Source organism: Piscinibacter sp. (assembly GCF_050175855.1).
Classification (GTDB): Bacteria; Pseudomonadota; Gammaproteobacteria; order Burkholderiales; family Burkholderiaceae_C; genus Piscinibacter.
This window is the reverse complement of the sequence record NZ_JBFXIO010000069.1, coordinates 1-15,017: the sequence shown is the minus strand read 5'-3', so window position 1 is coordinate 15,017 and position 15,017 is coordinate 1. Positions and strand designations below refer to the sequence as shown.

Annotated in this window: 13 protein-coding genes; 9 read left to right on the top strand and 4 right to left on the bottom strand. The window is 69.8% G+C overall.

Features of this window, described 5'->3' with window-relative positions; all coding sequences use genetic code 11:
* On the top strand, nt 1-1,338 hold a 1,338-nt coding region (locus AB7U92_RS07725), incomplete at its 5' end, for a TRAP transporter large permease subunit (protein WP_428575600.1).
* 91 nt (nt 1,339-1,429) lie between these two features.
* Here AB7U92_RS07725 and AB7U92_RS07720 read toward each other — a convergent pair.
* Nucleotides 1,430-2,512: a TRAP transporter substrate-binding protein gene (locus AB7U92_RS07720; protein WP_428575599.1), complete on the bottom strand. Its 1,083-nt coding sequence runs from the start codon at nt 2,510-2,512 to the stop codon at nt 1,430-1,432.
* A 129-nt stretch (nt 2,513-2,641) separates the two neighbouring features.
* Entirely contained in the window at nt 2,642-4,024 is a 1,383-nt protein-coding gene (pmbA, locus tag AB7U92_RS07715; RefSeq protein ID WP_428575598.1) for a metalloprotease PmbA, read from the bottom strand.
* A 79-nt stretch (nt 4,025-4,103) separates the two neighbouring features.
* Here pmbA and yjgA point away from each other — a divergent pair, with 79 nt between their 5' ends.
* The 3 genes from yjgA to AB7U92_RS07700 are packed head-to-tail and all read left to right on the top strand — an operon-like array spanning nt 4,104 to nt 6,866.
* Nucleotides 4,104-4,652 carry a ribosome biogenesis factor YjgA gene (gene yjgA, locus AB7U92_RS07710; protein ID WP_428575597.1) on the top strand — a complete coding sequence of 183 codons (549 nt, stop codon included), beginning with the start codon at nt 4,104-4,106 and terminating at the stop codon, nt 4,650-4,652.
* The gene (mog, locus tag AB7U92_RS07705) at nt 4,645-5,229 is read left to right on the top strand and encodes a molybdopterin adenylyltransferase (protein WP_428575596.1); all 585 of its coding nucleotides are present in this window, start codon (nt 4,645-4,647) and stop codon (nt 5,227-5,229) included. The genes yjgA and mog overlap by 8 nt, the downstream gene beginning before the upstream one ends.
* A complete protein-coding gene (locus tag AB7U92_RS07700) occupies nt 5,226-6,866 on the top strand; it encodes a FecR domain-containing protein (protein ID WP_428575595.1) in 1,641 nt (546 codons plus the stop codon). Before mog ends, AB7U92_RS07700 begins: the two co-directional genes overlap by 4 nt.
* Nucleotides 6,867-6,875: 9 nt before the next feature.
* On the opposite strand, the gene cysE is transcribed toward AB7U92_RS07700, so the two are convergent.
* Entirely contained in the window at nt 6,876-7,655 is a 780-nt protein-coding gene (cysE, locus tag AB7U92_RS07695; RefSeq protein WP_428575594.1) for a serine O-acetyltransferase, read from the bottom strand.
* A 61-nt stretch (nt 7,656-7,716) separates the two neighbouring features.
* Entirely contained in the window at nt 7,717-8,460 is a 744-nt protein-coding gene (locus AB7U92_RS07690; protein ID WP_428575593.1) for an RNA methyltransferase, read from the bottom strand.
* 94 nt (nt 8,461-8,554) lie between these two features.
* On the opposite strand from AB7U92_RS07690, the gene AB7U92_RS07685 reads away from it, so the two are divergent.
* The 5 genes from AB7U92_RS07685 to AB7U92_RS07665 all read left to right on the top strand — a co-directional run.
* On the top strand, nt 8,555-9,526 hold the full coding sequence (locus AB7U92_RS07685) for an inositol monophosphatase family protein (protein ID WP_428575592.1): 972 nt from the start codon (nt 8,555-8,557) through the stop codon (nt 9,524-9,526).
* Between the two features lie 61 nt (nt 9,527-9,587).
* On the top strand, nt 9,588-12,134 hold the full coding sequence (mutS, locus tag AB7U92_RS07680) for a DNA mismatch repair protein MutS (RefSeq protein ID WP_428575601.1): 2,547 nt from the start codon (nt 9,588-9,590) through the stop codon (nt 12,132-12,134).
* Complete coding sequence (locus tag AB7U92_RS07675; protein WP_428575591.1) at nt 12,131-12,955, top strand: peptidase; 825 nt, start codon at nt 12,131-12,133, stop codon at nt 12,953-12,955. Before mutS ends, AB7U92_RS07675 begins: the two co-directional genes overlap by 4 nt.
* Nucleotides 12,952-13,758, top strand: coding sequence for an alpha/beta fold hydrolase (locus AB7U92_RS07670; RefSeq protein ID WP_428575590.1), 807 nt, complete (start codon nt 12,952-12,954; stop codon nt 13,756-13,758). The genes AB7U92_RS07675 and AB7U92_RS07670 overlap by 4 nt, the downstream gene beginning before the upstream one ends.
* A 76-nt stretch (nt 13,759-13,834) precedes the next feature.
* Nucleotides 13,835-15,017, top strand: a 1,183-nt coding sequence (locus AB7U92_RS07665) for a CTP synthase (RefSeq protein WP_428575589.1), incomplete at its 3' end; no start/stop codon positions are given.

Sequence of the window (15,017 nt, the reverse complement as noted above, 5' to 3'; positions counted from 1 at the left end):
CACCCCATCCCGCCCTCGCTGGTGCAGAACGTGCCGGCCCACCAGCACGGCAGCACGGTGGGCGACATGTATTCCGGAGCACTGATCCCGGGTTTGCTGCTGGTCGGCCTGTACCTCGTCTTCGTGGTGCTGGTGGCGATCGTCAAGCCGTCCTGGGTGCCGGCGCTGCCACCCGAAGCGCGCATCTACCGCGAAGCCAACGGCTCCAGCGGCCACCTGTCGCTGCTGGCGCTGTTCGCGCTGTGCGGTGCGGCCGGCTGGGCCTGGTCGAAGGTGCACCAGTCGATCATCAACCCGCTGATCGACCGGCAACTGCCCGCCCCCGGCGACGAGATCCTGATCATGTCGATGACGGTGGCCTCGATCCTGGCCCTGGCCCTGGCGCTGCTCAACAAGGGCCTGAAGATCGGGCTGCTGTCACGGCTGACCGAGCAGGTCACCTTCGTGCTGATCCCGCCGCTGGTGCTGATCTTCCTGGTGCTCGGCACGATCTTCCTGGGCATTGCCACGCCCACCGAAGGTGGCGCCATGGGCGCGCTGGGCGCGCTGATCATGGCGGTGTCGCGCAACCGCATGTCGCGCAAGCTGATGATCCAGGCGCTGGACAGCACGGCGCGGCTGTCGATCTTCGTGCTGTTCATCCTGATCGGCTCGACGGTGTTCAGCTTCACCTTCAACGCCGCCGACGGCCACATCTGGGTCGAGCACCTGTTCGACGACATGCCCGGTGGCGCGCTCGGCTTCCTGATCGTGGTGAACATCCTGGTCTTCATCCTGGGCATGTTCATCGACTTCTTCGAGATCGCCTTCATCGTGATCCCGATCCTGGCGCCGGTGGCCAACAAGATCCTGCCCGAGCTGCTGCCGGAGGGCACGCCGCCGGAGATGGCGCTGGTCTGGTTCGGCGTGATCATCGCGATGAACCTGCAGACCTCGTTCCTGACGCCACCCTTCGGCTTCGCCCTTTTCTACCTGCGTAGCGTGGCAGCGCGGAAGGACTACAAGGACCGCATTACGGGCGAGACGATCCCGGCGGTGACGACGCCGCAGATCTACAAGGGTTCGATCGCCTTCATCGTGCTGCAGCTGATCATGGTGGCCGCGGTGATTGCCTTCCCGAACCTGGTCACCGGCGGCATCGACAAGGGCGTGACCATCGACGCCGACAAGGCGCTCCAGATGCTGCAGCAGCAGGACACCGGGTCGCGCCCGGCGGACCCGATGGCCGGATTCGAGATGCCAGCCGCTGCGTCTGCACCGGAGGGTGCCGCTCCGGAGCAGAAGGACGACCCCATGAAGGGCCTGCTCGAATCGATCAAGGAAGACCAGAAGAAGTAACCCCCGGGTGCACCGGCCTCGCCGCGCGGCGGGGCCGGGCATGAAAAAGCCCCGCCGAGGCGGGGCTTTCTTCTGGCCGGAACGCTGCCGATCAGAGCTTCTGCGACTGCATGAAGTCGTCGAAGCCCGACTCGGTGAAGCGGAACCAGAGGTTGGCGTCGCGGCGGAACGCGGCGTAGTCCTCATAGATCTTCTTCCAGGCCGGGTTGCTGCTGTTCAGTTCGCCGTAGACCTCCATGGCGGCCTTGAAGGCACCTTCCATCACGTCCTTCGGGAAGCGGAACAGCTTGGTGCCCTGGCCGACCAGGGTCTTCAGCGCAGCGGGGTTGCGGGCATCGTAACGGGCCTGCATCTCGACGTGGGCGTAGGCCGCGGCGCTCTCGATGATCGCCTTGTACTCGGCCGACAGGCCGTCGTACGCCTTCTTGTTGACGTACAGCGACAGCTGCGGGCCGCCTTCCCACCAGCCGAGGTAGTAGTAGTTCGGGGCGACCTTGTTGAAGCCGAGCTTCAGGTCGTCGTACGGGCCCACCCACTCGGCCGCGTCGATGGTGCCCTTCTCCAGCGCCTGGTAGATCTCGCCGCCCGGAATGTTCTGCGGCACGGCGCCGATGCGCTCGAGCACCTTGCCGCCGAAGCCGCCGATGCGCATCTTCAGGCCCTTGATGTCGGCCAGCGACTTGATCTCCTTGCGATACCAGCCGCCCATCTGGGCGCCGGTGTTGCCCATCGGGAAGTTGAGGATGCCGACCTGGCCATAGAACTCGCGGGTCAGCTTCAGGCCGTTGCCTTCGTACATCCAGGCGGTCATCTGGCGGCTGTTCAGGCCGAAGGGGATGGCGCAGTCCAGCGCGTAGGTCGGGTCCTTGCCGAAGAAGTAGTACGGCGCGGTGTGCGCCATCTCGACCGTGCCGTTCGAGGCGCCGTCGAGCACGCCGAACGGGGGCATCAGTTCGCCACCGGCGTGCACAGAGATCTGGAACTTGCCGCCGGTCATCTCGCCGACCTTCCTGGCCATCACTTCGGCCGCGCCGTAGATGGTGTCGAGCGACTTCGGGAAGCTGGAGGCCAGGCGCCAACGGATGTTGGCCTGGGCGTGCACGACGGCCGGGGCAGCACCGGCCGCCAGGACGCCGGCAATGCCGGCGCGTTGGATGAATGAGCGACGTTCCATGCGTTTTCTCCTGTGGTGGATACGCGGGAGGGTGAAGTGAGCGCGAGGATTCTAGGAGGGGGGTTCGGACCCCCTGCCCGGTGTTTTCCCCTGCGCAAAACTACGTGGAACCGGCCGCCGCCGCCGGCATCAGAGGCCGGCGAGCTTCATGCGGTCGACCAGCACCGAACCGGTCGTGCGCGTGCCGCTGGCGTAGGCGTCGGCGCCCACGGCGACGATGCCGCGCAGCATGTCGCGCAGGTTGCCGGCGATGGTGATCTCGTGCACCGGAAAGGCGATCAGCCCGTTCTCAACCCAGAAGCCGGCCGCCCCGCGCGAGTAGTCGCCGGTGACCTGGTTGACGCCCTGCCCCATCAGCTCGATCACGAACAGGCCGCGGTGCAGCTTGCCGATCATCGCGTCGAGGTCGTCACCGGGCTGCGTGAGCCGGCTGGTCAGCGTGAGGTTCTGCGAGCCGCCGGCGTGGCCGGTGGTGCGCATGCCCAGCTTGCGCGCCGAGTAGCTCGACAGGAAATAGCCCTGCAGCACGCCGGCCTTGACGACGTCGCGCGCGCGGGTGACCACGCCTTCGTCGTCGAAGGGGGCGCTGCCCTTGCCGCGCGGGATGTGCGGATCCTCGTGCACGTCGAGGTGCGGGGCGAGCACCTCCTTGCCCAGGCTGTCGAGCAGGAAGCTCGACTTGCGGTACAGCGCGCCGCCGCTGGTGGCCTGCACCAGCGCACCGAGCAGCCCCGCCGCCACGGTGGACTCGAACAGCACCGGCACCTCGGCGGTGGCCACCTTGCGCGCGCGCAGCCGCGACAGCGCCCGCTCGGCGGCGTAGCGGCCCACGGCCTCGGGCGCCGCCAGGTCGTCCGGCGAGCGCATCGAGGTGTACCAGGCGTCGCGCTGCATGTCGTCGCCGCCCTTGCCGGGCAGCGAGGCGATCGGCGCCACCGAGACCGAGTGCCGCGAGCTGGCATAGCCGCCGCGGAAGCCGCGGCTGTTGGCCATGAAGAAGTGCGACTGCTGGGCCGAGACGCCGGCGCCGTCGGAGTTGGTGATGCGGCGGTCGGTCTCGAGCGCCGCGGCCTCGCAGCGCTGCGCGATCTCCACCGCCTGCTCGGCCACGATGGGCCAGGGGTGGTAGAGGTCGAGGTCGCGCTCGGCGGCCGCGCCGAAGGCGAGGTCTTCCACCTCGGGCAGGCCGGCGGCCGGGTCTTCGGCGGTGAAACGGGCGATGTCGTGGGCGGCGCGTACCGTCTGCTCCAGCGCGGCGCGCGAGAAGTCGGAGGTGCTGGCGTTGCCACGCCGCTTGCCGACGTAGACGGTGACGCCCAGCGACTTGTCGCGGTTGCGCTCGACGTTCTCGACCTCGCCCTTGCGCACGCTGACCGACAGGCCCACGCCCTCGGACACCTCGACTCCCGCCTCGCTGGCGCCCAGCGTCTTGGCCAGGGCGAGCGCGTCCTCAGCAAGCTGCTGGAACTGCTCGCGCGAGTGGGCGAAGCCGCGGGTGTTCTTGTCGGTCATGAGGGCTGCAGGAAGGTTGGCTTCGGAGGGCGCGGGCTATCATAACCAGCCCCCTGCGCCGCACCGGCGCCCTCTTCCGATGTCCCGCCACGCCCCTCTCCCATCCCCCGCCGACGGCGCCGAAGCCTTCGATCCCGACGAGCGCCCCAGCAAGACGCAGCGCAAGAAGGCCTCGCACGAGCTGCAGGGCCTCGGCCAGGCGCTGGTCGACCTGCCCGAGTCGCGAGTCAGGGATCTGGCGATCCCCGAGAACCTGCGCGACGCGGTGCACGAGTACCGCCGCACCCGGTCCCACGAGGGGCGGCGCCGGCAGATGCAGTACATCGGCAAGCTGATGCGCGGCGTGGACACCGAGCCGATCCGCCAGGCCGTGCTCGACATGCAGCTCGGCCGCGCCAAGGATTCGCTGGCGCTGCACGAGGCCGAGCGCTGGCGCGCCGAGCTGATCGCCAGCGACGACGCCGTCGGCAGCTACCTCCGGCAGTTCCCGCAGGCCGACACCCAGCAGTTGCGCAGCCTGATCCGAGCCGCGCGCAAGGATGCCGCTTTGCAGCCCGAGCAACGCAGCGGCCGGGCCTTCCGCGAGCTGTTCCAGTTCATCAAGCAAGTCCGCCAAGACCATGAGTGATTCCTTCGATCCGGTGCGCATCGGCGTCGTGTCGGTCAGCGACCGCGCCTCCAGCGGCGTCTACGAAGACAAGGGCATCCCCGCGCTGCAGGCGTGGCTGCAGCAGGCGCTGCGCAACCCGATCAGCTGGGAGACGCGGCTGATCCCCGACGAGCAGGATGGCATCAGCGCCGCGCTGCGCGAGCTCGTCGACGCGGCGAAGTGCGACCTCGTGCTGACCACCGGCGGCACCGGCCCGGCGCCGCGCGACGTGACGCCCGAGGCCACGCTGGCCGTGGCCGACAAGGTGATGCCCGGCTTCGGCGAGCAGATGCGCCAGATCAGCCTGAACTTCGTGCCCACCGCCATCCTGTCGCGGCAGGTGGCGGTGATCCGCGGCCAGGCGCTGATCATCAACCTGCCCGGCCAGCCGAAATCGATCGCCGAGACACTCGAGGGATTGAAGGACCGCGGCGTTCACGGCATCTTCGCGGCCGTGCCCTACTGCATCGACCTGATCGGCGGCCCCTACCTCGAGACCGACGAATCGGTGTGCAAGGCCTTCCGACCGAAGAACGCGATCCGCCCGCCACGATGATGAAACCCCTGCGCCGCCACGCCGTCGCCCTGGCCTGCCTCGGCGTCCTTGCCTCGGCGGCCGCGCAGGAACCCATCGTCGAGTACCGCGTCAGCGAACGCGACACGCTGATCGGCCTGTCGCAGACGGTATTCGTCAGCCCCCAGGCCTGGCGCGAGATTGCCCGGCTGAACCGGCTGCCCGACCCGAACCTGATCCGCCCCGGCCAGGTGCTGCGCGTGCCGGCACGGCTGATGCGCACGCGGCCGGTGCCGGTGGCGCTGGCCAGCAGCGTGGGCGAGGTCAGCGTGGCCGGCGCGCCGGCACGGCCCGGCATGGCGATCGCCGAAGGCCAGCAGCTCGAGACCGGCGCCAACGGCTCGGCAGTGCTGGCGCTGGCCGATGGCTCGCGCGTGAAAGTGCCGCCCTCCAGCCTGGCCGAGATCATCGCCGGCCGCGGCCCGGGCGCCACCGACGCACAGGCAGCCCGGCTCGCCGCCGACGGCTGGTTCAGTGGCGCGATGCGCATGCTGCGCGGCTCGGTGGAGGTGCTGGCCGCCAAGGTGCGCCGCGGCCCGCCGCTGGAGGTGACCACGCCGACGGCGGTGGTTGGCGTGCGCGGCACCCAGTACCGCGTGTCGCTCGACGGCGACACGAATGCCACGCGCAGCGAGGTGCTGGACGGCAAGGTCCGGCTCGAATCGCCGCAGCGCAACGTCGGCAGCGATGTCGCCGCCGGCTTCGGCGCCGCGATCGACGCCGCCGCGAAGAAGCCCGAGCCGGTGAAGCTGCTGCCTGCGCCGGATCTCGCCGCGATGCCCGAGCGCTTCGAGCGCCCGCTGGTGCGCTTCGCGCTGCCCACCGAACAGGCCACGGTGCGCGTGCAGGTGGCGCAGGACGAGGCCTTCGAGCGCATCGTCAGCGACGGCAAGGTGGAGCCCGGCAGCGACGTGCGCATCGCCGGGCTCGACGACGCCCGCTGGTTTCTGCGCGCCCGCCGCCTCGACGGCCAGGGCATCGAGGGCTACGACGCGGTGCGGCCCTTCGTGCTCAAGGCCCGCCCCGAGCCGCCGGCGAGCAATACGCCGCGCGCGGGCGGAAAACAGTCACTCGGGCCGGTGGAGTTCCGCTGGTCGCCGAACCTCGACGCACGCACCGCGCGGCTGCAGGTGGCACGCGACGACCGCTTCCAGGACATCGTCGCCGAGCGCGAGGGCCTGGAGGGCAACGCGCTGACGCTCGACCTGGGCGGCCCCGGCGTGTACCACTGGCGCCTGGCCAGCACGCGCGCCGACGGCGACAAGGGCCCCTTCGGCGACCCGCAGCGCTTCGAGCTGCGCCCGCTGCCCGAGCCGCCCAAGGGCGGCCTGGGTGACGATGGCAAGTCTCTCACGCTGGCCTGGAGCGGCCGGCCGGAGGACACGCAGCACGTCGAGCTGGCGCGCGACCCGGCTTTCAAGGAGATCGTCGCGCAGGCCGACCTGAGCGCGCCGGAGTGGACGCTGCCGCGGCCGTCGCAGTCCGGCACCTACTACTTCCGCTACCGCAGCATCGAGCCCGACGGCTTCGTCGGGCCCTACAGCTCGCCGCTGGTCATCGAGGTGCCGCGCGACTGGCGCTACCTCTGGCTGCTGACGCCGCTGCTGTTCCTGCTGTGAGTCTGTCGCTCACTTGACGAGGCGGTTCAGGCGCTCGGCATCGAACTGCTCGGTGGTGTGCGCCTCGTCGGGCACGCAATCGGGCGTGGGCAGTTCGCGCGAGCGCTGCGACAGCTTCTCGATCGCCTGCCACAGCAGCGCGATCTGGTGCTCGTGGCCGGCGGCGTTGTCGATCAGCCCCTTCATCGCCTGCGCCACCGGGTCGTCGCCCTGCGTCACGCCGTAGGCCGAGAAGCCCATGCGCGCCGAGGCTTCCTCGCGCGCCGCGTCGGCCTTGGCCTCGATGATGCGTGCAGGGTTGCCCACCGCGGTAGCGCCCGCCGGCACCGGCTTGGTGACGACCGCGCCCGAGCCGATGCGCGCGCCCTCGCCGACGGTGAAGCCGCCGAGCACGCAGGCATTGGCGCCGACGATCACGCCGCGCTCCAGCGTCGGGTGGCGCTTGGCGCCGCGCACGAGCGAGGTGCCGCCGAGCGTCACGCCCTGGTAGATGGTGCACTCATCGTGGATCTCGGCCATCTCGCCGATCACGATGCCCATGCCATGGTCGATGAACACCCGCCGGCCGATGGTGGCGCCAGGGTGGATCTCGATGCCGGTGAGAAAGCGGCCCAGGTGCGACAGGAAGCGGCCCAGCCAGAACCACTGCGCCTTCCAGGCGCGGTGGGCCCAGCGCTGGATCACCAGTGCATGCAGGCCCGGGTAACAGGTCAGCACCTCCCAGCGCGAGCGCGCCGCCGGGTCGCGCTCGAGGATGCAGTCGATGTCTTCGCGCAGGCGCTGGAACATGGCAGTTCTCGAGGAGGTGGGCAGTCAGTGTAGCGGCGGGCGGCCGACCCTGCTGCCGGCATCAATCGTGCGCCTTGCCTTTGCCGACGCCCTGGCCGACGTAGCGGGCGATGCCGCGCAGGATGTCCACCTCCTCGCGGCTGAGCTGTGCGCGGTTGATCAGCTGGTTCAGGCGCGGCATCAGCTTCTTCGGCGCCGCCGGGTCGAGGAAGCCGATCTCCACCAGCGTGCGCTGCCAGTGCTCGAGCAGGCCCTGCACCGAGGCCGCGTCGGCCAGCGTGGGATCGGTGGTGCGCGGCTGCACGGCAAATCCGCCCAGCGCCTCGCGCCAGTCGTAGGCGATCAGCTGCACCGCCTGCGAAAGATTCAGCGAGCCATAGTCGGCGCGCGTCGGAATGCTCAGGCAGGCGTGGCAGCGGTAGACGTCCTCGTTGGCCATGCCGAAACGCTCCGAGCCGAACAGGAAGGCCACCCGCTGCGTGGAAGGTGCCAGCGTGGCGAACAGCTCGCGCGGTGCGAAGGTCGGCGGGCCGAAGTCGCGCGGTGTCATGGCGGTGGCGCAGAGGTAGTCGACGCCGTCCAACGCCTCGGCCAGCGTGTCGACCACGCGGGCGGCGGCGAGCACGTCGGTGGCGCCGCTGGCCATCGCCACGGCCTCGTCGCGCGTGGCGGCCTCGCGGTCGCGCGGGGCCACCAGCCACAGCTCGGAAAAGCCCATCACCTTGATCGCCCGCGCGGCGGCGCCGACGTTGCCGGGATGGCTGGTGCCGATCAGGATGAAGCGCGTCGGGTCCGGTGCTGTCATGGGCGGGCGGCTAAAATCGCGATTATCCGCAGCGCCCCGTGCGCCGCCTCGCTCTTTCCTCCCTGCCGGTCCCTCTCCTTCTCCAGGTTGCCCCATGTCGCAAGCGCTCCACCCCATGCTCAACATCGCCATCAAGGCGGCACGCAGCGCCGGGGCCATCATCAACCGCGCGTCGCTCGACCTGGACCTGCTGAAGATCAACACCAAGGGACCGAACGACTTCGTCAGCGAGGTCGACCAGGCCGCCGAGCAGGCCATCATCGAGACTCTCCTGGCCGCCTACCCCGGCCACGGCATCCTCGCCGAGGAATCGGGGCGCAGCCATGGCGCCAAGGACAGCGACTACGTCTGGATCATCGATCCGCTGGACGGCACCACCAACTTCCTGCACGGCTTCCCGGTCTACGCCGTGTCGATCGCGCTGGCCTTCCGCGGCCAGGTGCAGCAGGCGGTGGTCTACGACCCGACGCGCAACGACCTCTTCTACGCCTCCAAGGGCCGCGGCGCGTTCCTGAACGACAAGCGCCTGCGCGCCTCCAAGCGCACGCGGTTGTCGGATGCGCTGATCGGCACCGGCTTCCCCTTCCGCAAGGGCGACAACTTCAAGCGCTACGTGCAGATGTTCGAGGAGGTGATGCAGCACTGCGCCGGCCTGCGCCGACCGGGTGCCGCCGCGCTGGACCTGTGCTACGTGGCCGCCGGCTACTACGACGGCTTCTTCGAGACCGGCCTGAACCCCTGGGATATCGCCGCCGGCTCGCTGATCATCACCGAGGCCGGTGGCCTGATCGGCAACTTCACCGGCGAGGCCGACTACCTCTACCAACGCGAGGTGGTGGCGGGCAACCCGAAGGTGTACGCGCAACTGGTGCAGATCCTGGCGCCCTACACGCGCGCCATCAAGCCCGACGAGCCGGCCGCGGTTGCCGCTGCGCCCGCGGGGCTGACGCCCGAGCAGGCGCTCGCCGCCACCGCTGCACCGGCCGCGGCCGCGCCGGCGAAGAAGAAGGGCCCGGTGCGCATCCGCAAGGCCGACGCGGCCCGCAACGACGACGCCCCGCTCTGAGCCGCCGGAGACCGCCCCGGTGGACCAGCCCGTGACGGCCGCCTTCGACGGCCACACGCCGATGATGCAGCAGTACCTGCGCATCAAGGCCGACTTCCCCGACACGCTCGTCTTCTACCGGATGGGCGACTTCTACGAGCTCTTCTTCGAGGACGCCCGCCGCGCCAACCGCCTGCTCGACATCACGCTGACCAGCCGCGGCCAGAGCGCCGGCGAGCCGGTGGTGATGGCCGGCGTGCCGGTGCACTCGGTGGAGAGCTACCTGGCCAAGCTGATCAAGCTCGGCGAGGCGGTGGCGATCTGCGAGCAGGTGGGCGACGTGGCCACCGCGAAGGGACCGGTGGAGCGCAAGGTGGTGCGCGTGGTCACGCCCGGCACCGTGACCGACACCGAGCTGCTGGCCGACAAGGCCGATGCCGTGCTGCTGGCGGTGGCCAAGCATGGCAATGGCTACGGACTGGCCTGGCTGTCGCTCACCCAGGGCGAGCTGGGCCTGACCGAATGCGCCGGGCGCGAGCTGGGCAGCTGGCTCGCCCGGCTGCAGCCCAGCGAGGTGCTGGTGGAGCGCGAGCACGGCAGCGACGCGCTGGCGCAGTCGCGCGCGCCGCTGACCGTGCGCCCCGGCTGGCAATTCGACGCGGCCCTGGGCACGCGCAAGCTCTGCGAACAGCTGCGCGTGGCCAACCTGGCCGGCTTCAACGCGCAGGACCTGCACGCCGCGCAGGCCGCCGCCGCGGCGCTGCTGGCGTTTGCCGAGCACACCCAGGGCCAGTCGCTCGCCCACGTGCGCACGCTCACCGTGCGCCGCGCCAGCGAGCTGCTGGAGCTGCCGCCCTCGACGCACCGCAACCTCGAGCTGACGCAGACGCTGCGCGGCGAGGACGCACCCACCCTGTTCTCGCTGCTCGACAGCTGTCGCACCGGCATGGGCAGCCGCGCGCTGCGTCAGTGGCTGACCCAGCCGCTGCGCGAGCGCCGCGTGGCCGCGCAACGGCACGACGCCATCGAGGCGCTGCTGCACACCGACGTCGACGCGCTGCGCGAGGCGCTGCGCGGCGTCAGCGACGTCGAGCGCACCACCGCGCGCATCGCGCTGCGCCAGGTGCGCCCGCGCGAGCTGGCCGGCCTGCGCGCCACGCTGCAGGCGCTGCCGCAGCTGCTGGCACGTGTGCCGCACGGCGCGACCGCGCTGCTGGACATGCTCTGGGAGGCGCTGCATCCGCCGCGCGAGATCGAGGAACTGCTGGTCGCCGCGATCGCCGACGAGCCGGCCGTGCTGCTGCGCGACGGCGGCGTGGTCGCCCCGGGCTTCGACGCCACGCTCGACGAACTGCGCGGCATCGGCGCCAACTGCGACGCCTTCCTGCTCGATCTCGAGGCTCGCGAGCGCGCGCGCACCGGCATCGCCAACCTGCGCGTGCAGTTCAACAAGGTGCATGGCTTCTACATCGAGGTGACCCAGGGGCAGCTCGACAAGGTGCCGGGCGACTACCTGCGCCGCCAGACGCTGAAGAACGCCGAGCGCTTCATCACGCCGGAACTGAAAGGCTTCGAGGACAAGGCGCTGTCGGCACAGGACCGCGCCCTGGCGCGCGAGAAGCTGCTCTACGACCAGTTGCTCGACCAGCTGCAGACCCAGCTCGAGCCGCTGTCCGCGCTGGCCCGCGGACTGGCCAGCCTCGACGCGCTGGCCGCGCTGGCCGAGCGCGCCCGCACGCTGGGCTGGAGTCGGCCGGCCTTCGTGAAGGAACCCTGCATCGACATCGAGGCCGGCCGCCACCCGGTGGTGGAGGCGCGCCTGGCCGAGACCGGCGCCGGGGCCTTCATGGCCAACGACTGCCGGCTCGACGCCAATCGCCGCATGCTGGTGATCACCGGGCCGAACATGGGCGGGAAGAGCACCTTCATGCGCCAGGTGGCGCTGATCGTGCTGCTGGCGGCGATGGGCTCCTACGTGCCGGCCAGGGCCTGCCGCCTCGGCCCCATCGACGCCATCCACACCCGCATCGGCGCCGCCGACGACCTGGCCAACGCGCAGTCGACCTTCATGCTCGAGATGACCGAGGCGGCGGCCATCGTGCACGGCGCCAGTGAACAGTCGCTGGTGCTGATGGACGAGATCGGCCGCGGCACCTCGACCTTCGACGGCCTGGCGCTGGCCGGCGCCATCGCCAGCCACCTGCACGACCGCAACCGCTCGTTCACCCTCTTCGCGACCCACTACTTCGAGCTCACCGACTTCCCGCTGAAGCACGAGCGCGCGATCAACGTGCATGTGTCGGCGGTGGAAAGCGGCGAGGACATCGTCTTCCTGCACGACATCCAGCCCGGCCCGGCCAGCCGCAGCTACGGCGTGCAGGTGGCGCGCCTGGCCGGCATGCCAGCCGGGCTGATCCGCCAGGCGCGGCTGACGCTGGAGGCGCTGGAGGCGCAGCAGCGCTCGCACGACTCCCAGTTCGACCTCTTCGAGACGCCGCCGCCTGCGCCGGCGCCGCTGCGCAGCGAGGTCGAGCACGCGCTGGACGAGATAGACCCCGACGCCCTCAGCCCGAAGGAAGCGCTGGACGCGCTGTACCGCCTCAAAGCCTTGCAGAAGGATTCGCCATGACGTACTGCGTGGGCATCAAGCTCGATGCCGGCCTCGTGTTCCTGTCGGACTCGCGCACCAACGCCGGCCTCGACCAGATCAGCACCTTCCGCAAGATGATGGTCTACGAGAAGGCCGGCGACCGGTTCATGGTGATGCTGTCGGCCGGCAACCTGTCGATCAGCCAGTCGGTGCGCGAGATCCTGCAGGTCGAGAAGATCGACAACCCGGGCGGCGAGCCGCTGACCATCTGGAACGCGCCGAGCATGTTCGACGCGGTGCGCGTGCTCGGCAGCGCGGTGCGCCGCGTCTACGACCAGGACGCCGCCTCGCTCAAGCAGAGCGGCATCGACTTCAACGCCTCGATGATCTTCGGCGGCCAGATCAAGGGCGAGGCGATGCGGCTGTTCCTGGTCTACTCGGCCGGCAACTTCATCGAGGCCACGCGCGAGACCTGCTTCTTCCAGATCGGCGAGAGCAAGTACGGCAAGCCGGTGCTCGACCGCATGGTCACGCCCGCCTCGGGGCTGGACGAGGCGGCCAAGTGCGCGCTGGTGTCGATGGACTCGACGCTGAAGTCCAACCTCTCGGTGGGCCTGCCGCTGGACCTGCTGGTCTACGAACGCGACCGCTTCGCCACCGACAAGATCGCCTGCATCGACGAGCACAACCCGTACTTCCACATGATCCGCAGCACCTGGGGCCAGAAGCTGCGGCAGATCTTCGAGTCGATCGAGGATCCGCACTGGAACGGCGGCGCCACCGCCCACCCGCTGCGCAGCGCCGATTGCCGCTACGAGCCGATGCGCAAGATCACCCACCCCGGCGAGAAGATCGTTTGAAGTCGAACCGGCTGCCCATCGTCTTCAGCCACGCCAACGGCTTTCCCGCCGGCACCTACCGCGTGCTCTTCGAGGCCTGGCGCGCCGCCGGCCACGCCGTGCACGCGGTGGAGCGGTTCGGCCACGACCCGGCCTACCCCGTCACGAGCAACTGGCCGAAGCTGCGCGACCAGCTGATCCACTTCATCGAGCGCGAGGCCGGCGGGCCGGCCGTGCTGGTAGGCCACTCGCTCGGCGGGCTGCTCAGCCTGCTGGCCGCGTGCAAGCGGCCTGACCTCGCCGCCGGCCTGGTGATGATCGATTCGCCGGTGATCACCGGCTGGCGTGCGCACAGCCTGCAGGTGGCCAAGGCCACCGGATTGGTCAAGCGCGTCTCGCCCGGGCGGGTGTCGCGCACGCGCCGGCACGAGTGGCCCTCGCGCGAGGCGGTGCGCCAGCACTTCGCCGGCAAGGCGGTGTTCGCGCGCTGGGATCCGCGCGTGCTCGAAGACTACGTGCGCGCCGGCTTCGAGGAGCACGACGGCAAGGTGGTGCTGGCCTTCGACCGCGGGGTCGAAACCCACATCTACAACACCCTGCCCCACCATCTGGGTACCGTGCTGCGGCGCCACCCGCCGAGGTGCCCGGTGGCCTTCCTGGCCGGCACCCAGTCGGCGGAGATGCGCCAGGGCGGCATCGCGGCGTCGAAGGCGCTGGCCCATGGCCGCTTCGCGATGATCGACGGGGGCCACCTGTTCCCGATGGAGAAGCCCGACGAGACCGCCGCAGCGGTGCTGCAGTGGGTGGAAGGCATGGCGCCATAGGGATGCCCGGCCGGGGCAGGCGCCTATAATCGCGCTTTACCACCACGGCATTCGTCACGCACGGCTGCCGCCCCCCATGACCAAGTTCGTCTTTGTCACCGGCGGTGTGGTGTCCTCGCTGGGCAAGGGCATCGCGTCTGCAAGCCTCGCCGCGATCCTCGAATCGCGCGGCCTCAAAGTCACCCTCATCAAGCTGGATCCGTACCTCAACGTCGATCCGGGCACGATGTCGCCGTTCCAGCACGGCGAGGTCTTCGTCACCGACGACGGCGCGGAAACCGACCTCGACCTCGGCCACTACGAGCGCTTCATCACCACGAAGATGCGCAAGGCCAACAACTTCACCACCGGCCAGATCTACAAGAGCGTGCTGGAGAAGGAGCGTCGCGGCGACTACCTCGGCAAGACGGTGCAGGTGATCCCGCACGTCACCAACGAGATCCAGGAATTCATCCAGCGCGGCGCCGGCATCGGCACCGACCACGAGGTCGACGTGGCGATCGTCGAGATCGGCGGCACGGTGGGCGACATCGAGTCGCTGCCCTTCCTCGAGGCGGTGCGCCAGCTGAGCCTGAAGATGGGCCCGAACCAGAGCGCCTTCGTGCACCTGACCTACGTGCCGTGGATCGCCGCGGCCGGCGAGCTCAAGACCAAGCCGACCCAGCACACCGTGCAGAAGCTGCGCGAGATCGGCGTGCAGCCCGATGCGCTGCTGTGCCGCGCCGACCGCCCGGTGCCCGAGGAGGAGCGCGACAAGATCTCGCTGTTCACCAACGTGGCGCGCTGGGGCGTGATCTCGATGTGGGACGTCGACACCATCTACAAGGTGCCGCGCATGCTCCACGAGCAGGGGCTCGACGGGCTGATCTGCGACAAGCTGCGCCTGTCCACGCCGCCGGCCAACCTCAAGCGCTGGGACGACCTCGTCAACGAGGTCGAGCACCCGAAGGGCGCGGTGAAGATCGCCATGGTCGGCAAGTACACCGACCTGTCGGATTCGTACAAGTCGCTCAACGAGGCGCTGCGCCACGCCGGCATCCACAACCACGCCAAGGTCGTGATCGAGTACGTCGACTCCGAGACGATCACGCCGGAGAGCGTGGGCCGCCTCGCCGAGTTCGACGCCATCCTGGTGCCCGGCGGCTTCGGCAAGCGCGGCATCGAGGGCAAGATATGCGCGGCCCGCCTGGCGCGCGAGAAGAAGATCCCCTACCTCGGCATCTGCCTGGGCATGCAGGTGGCCACCATCGAGTACGCGC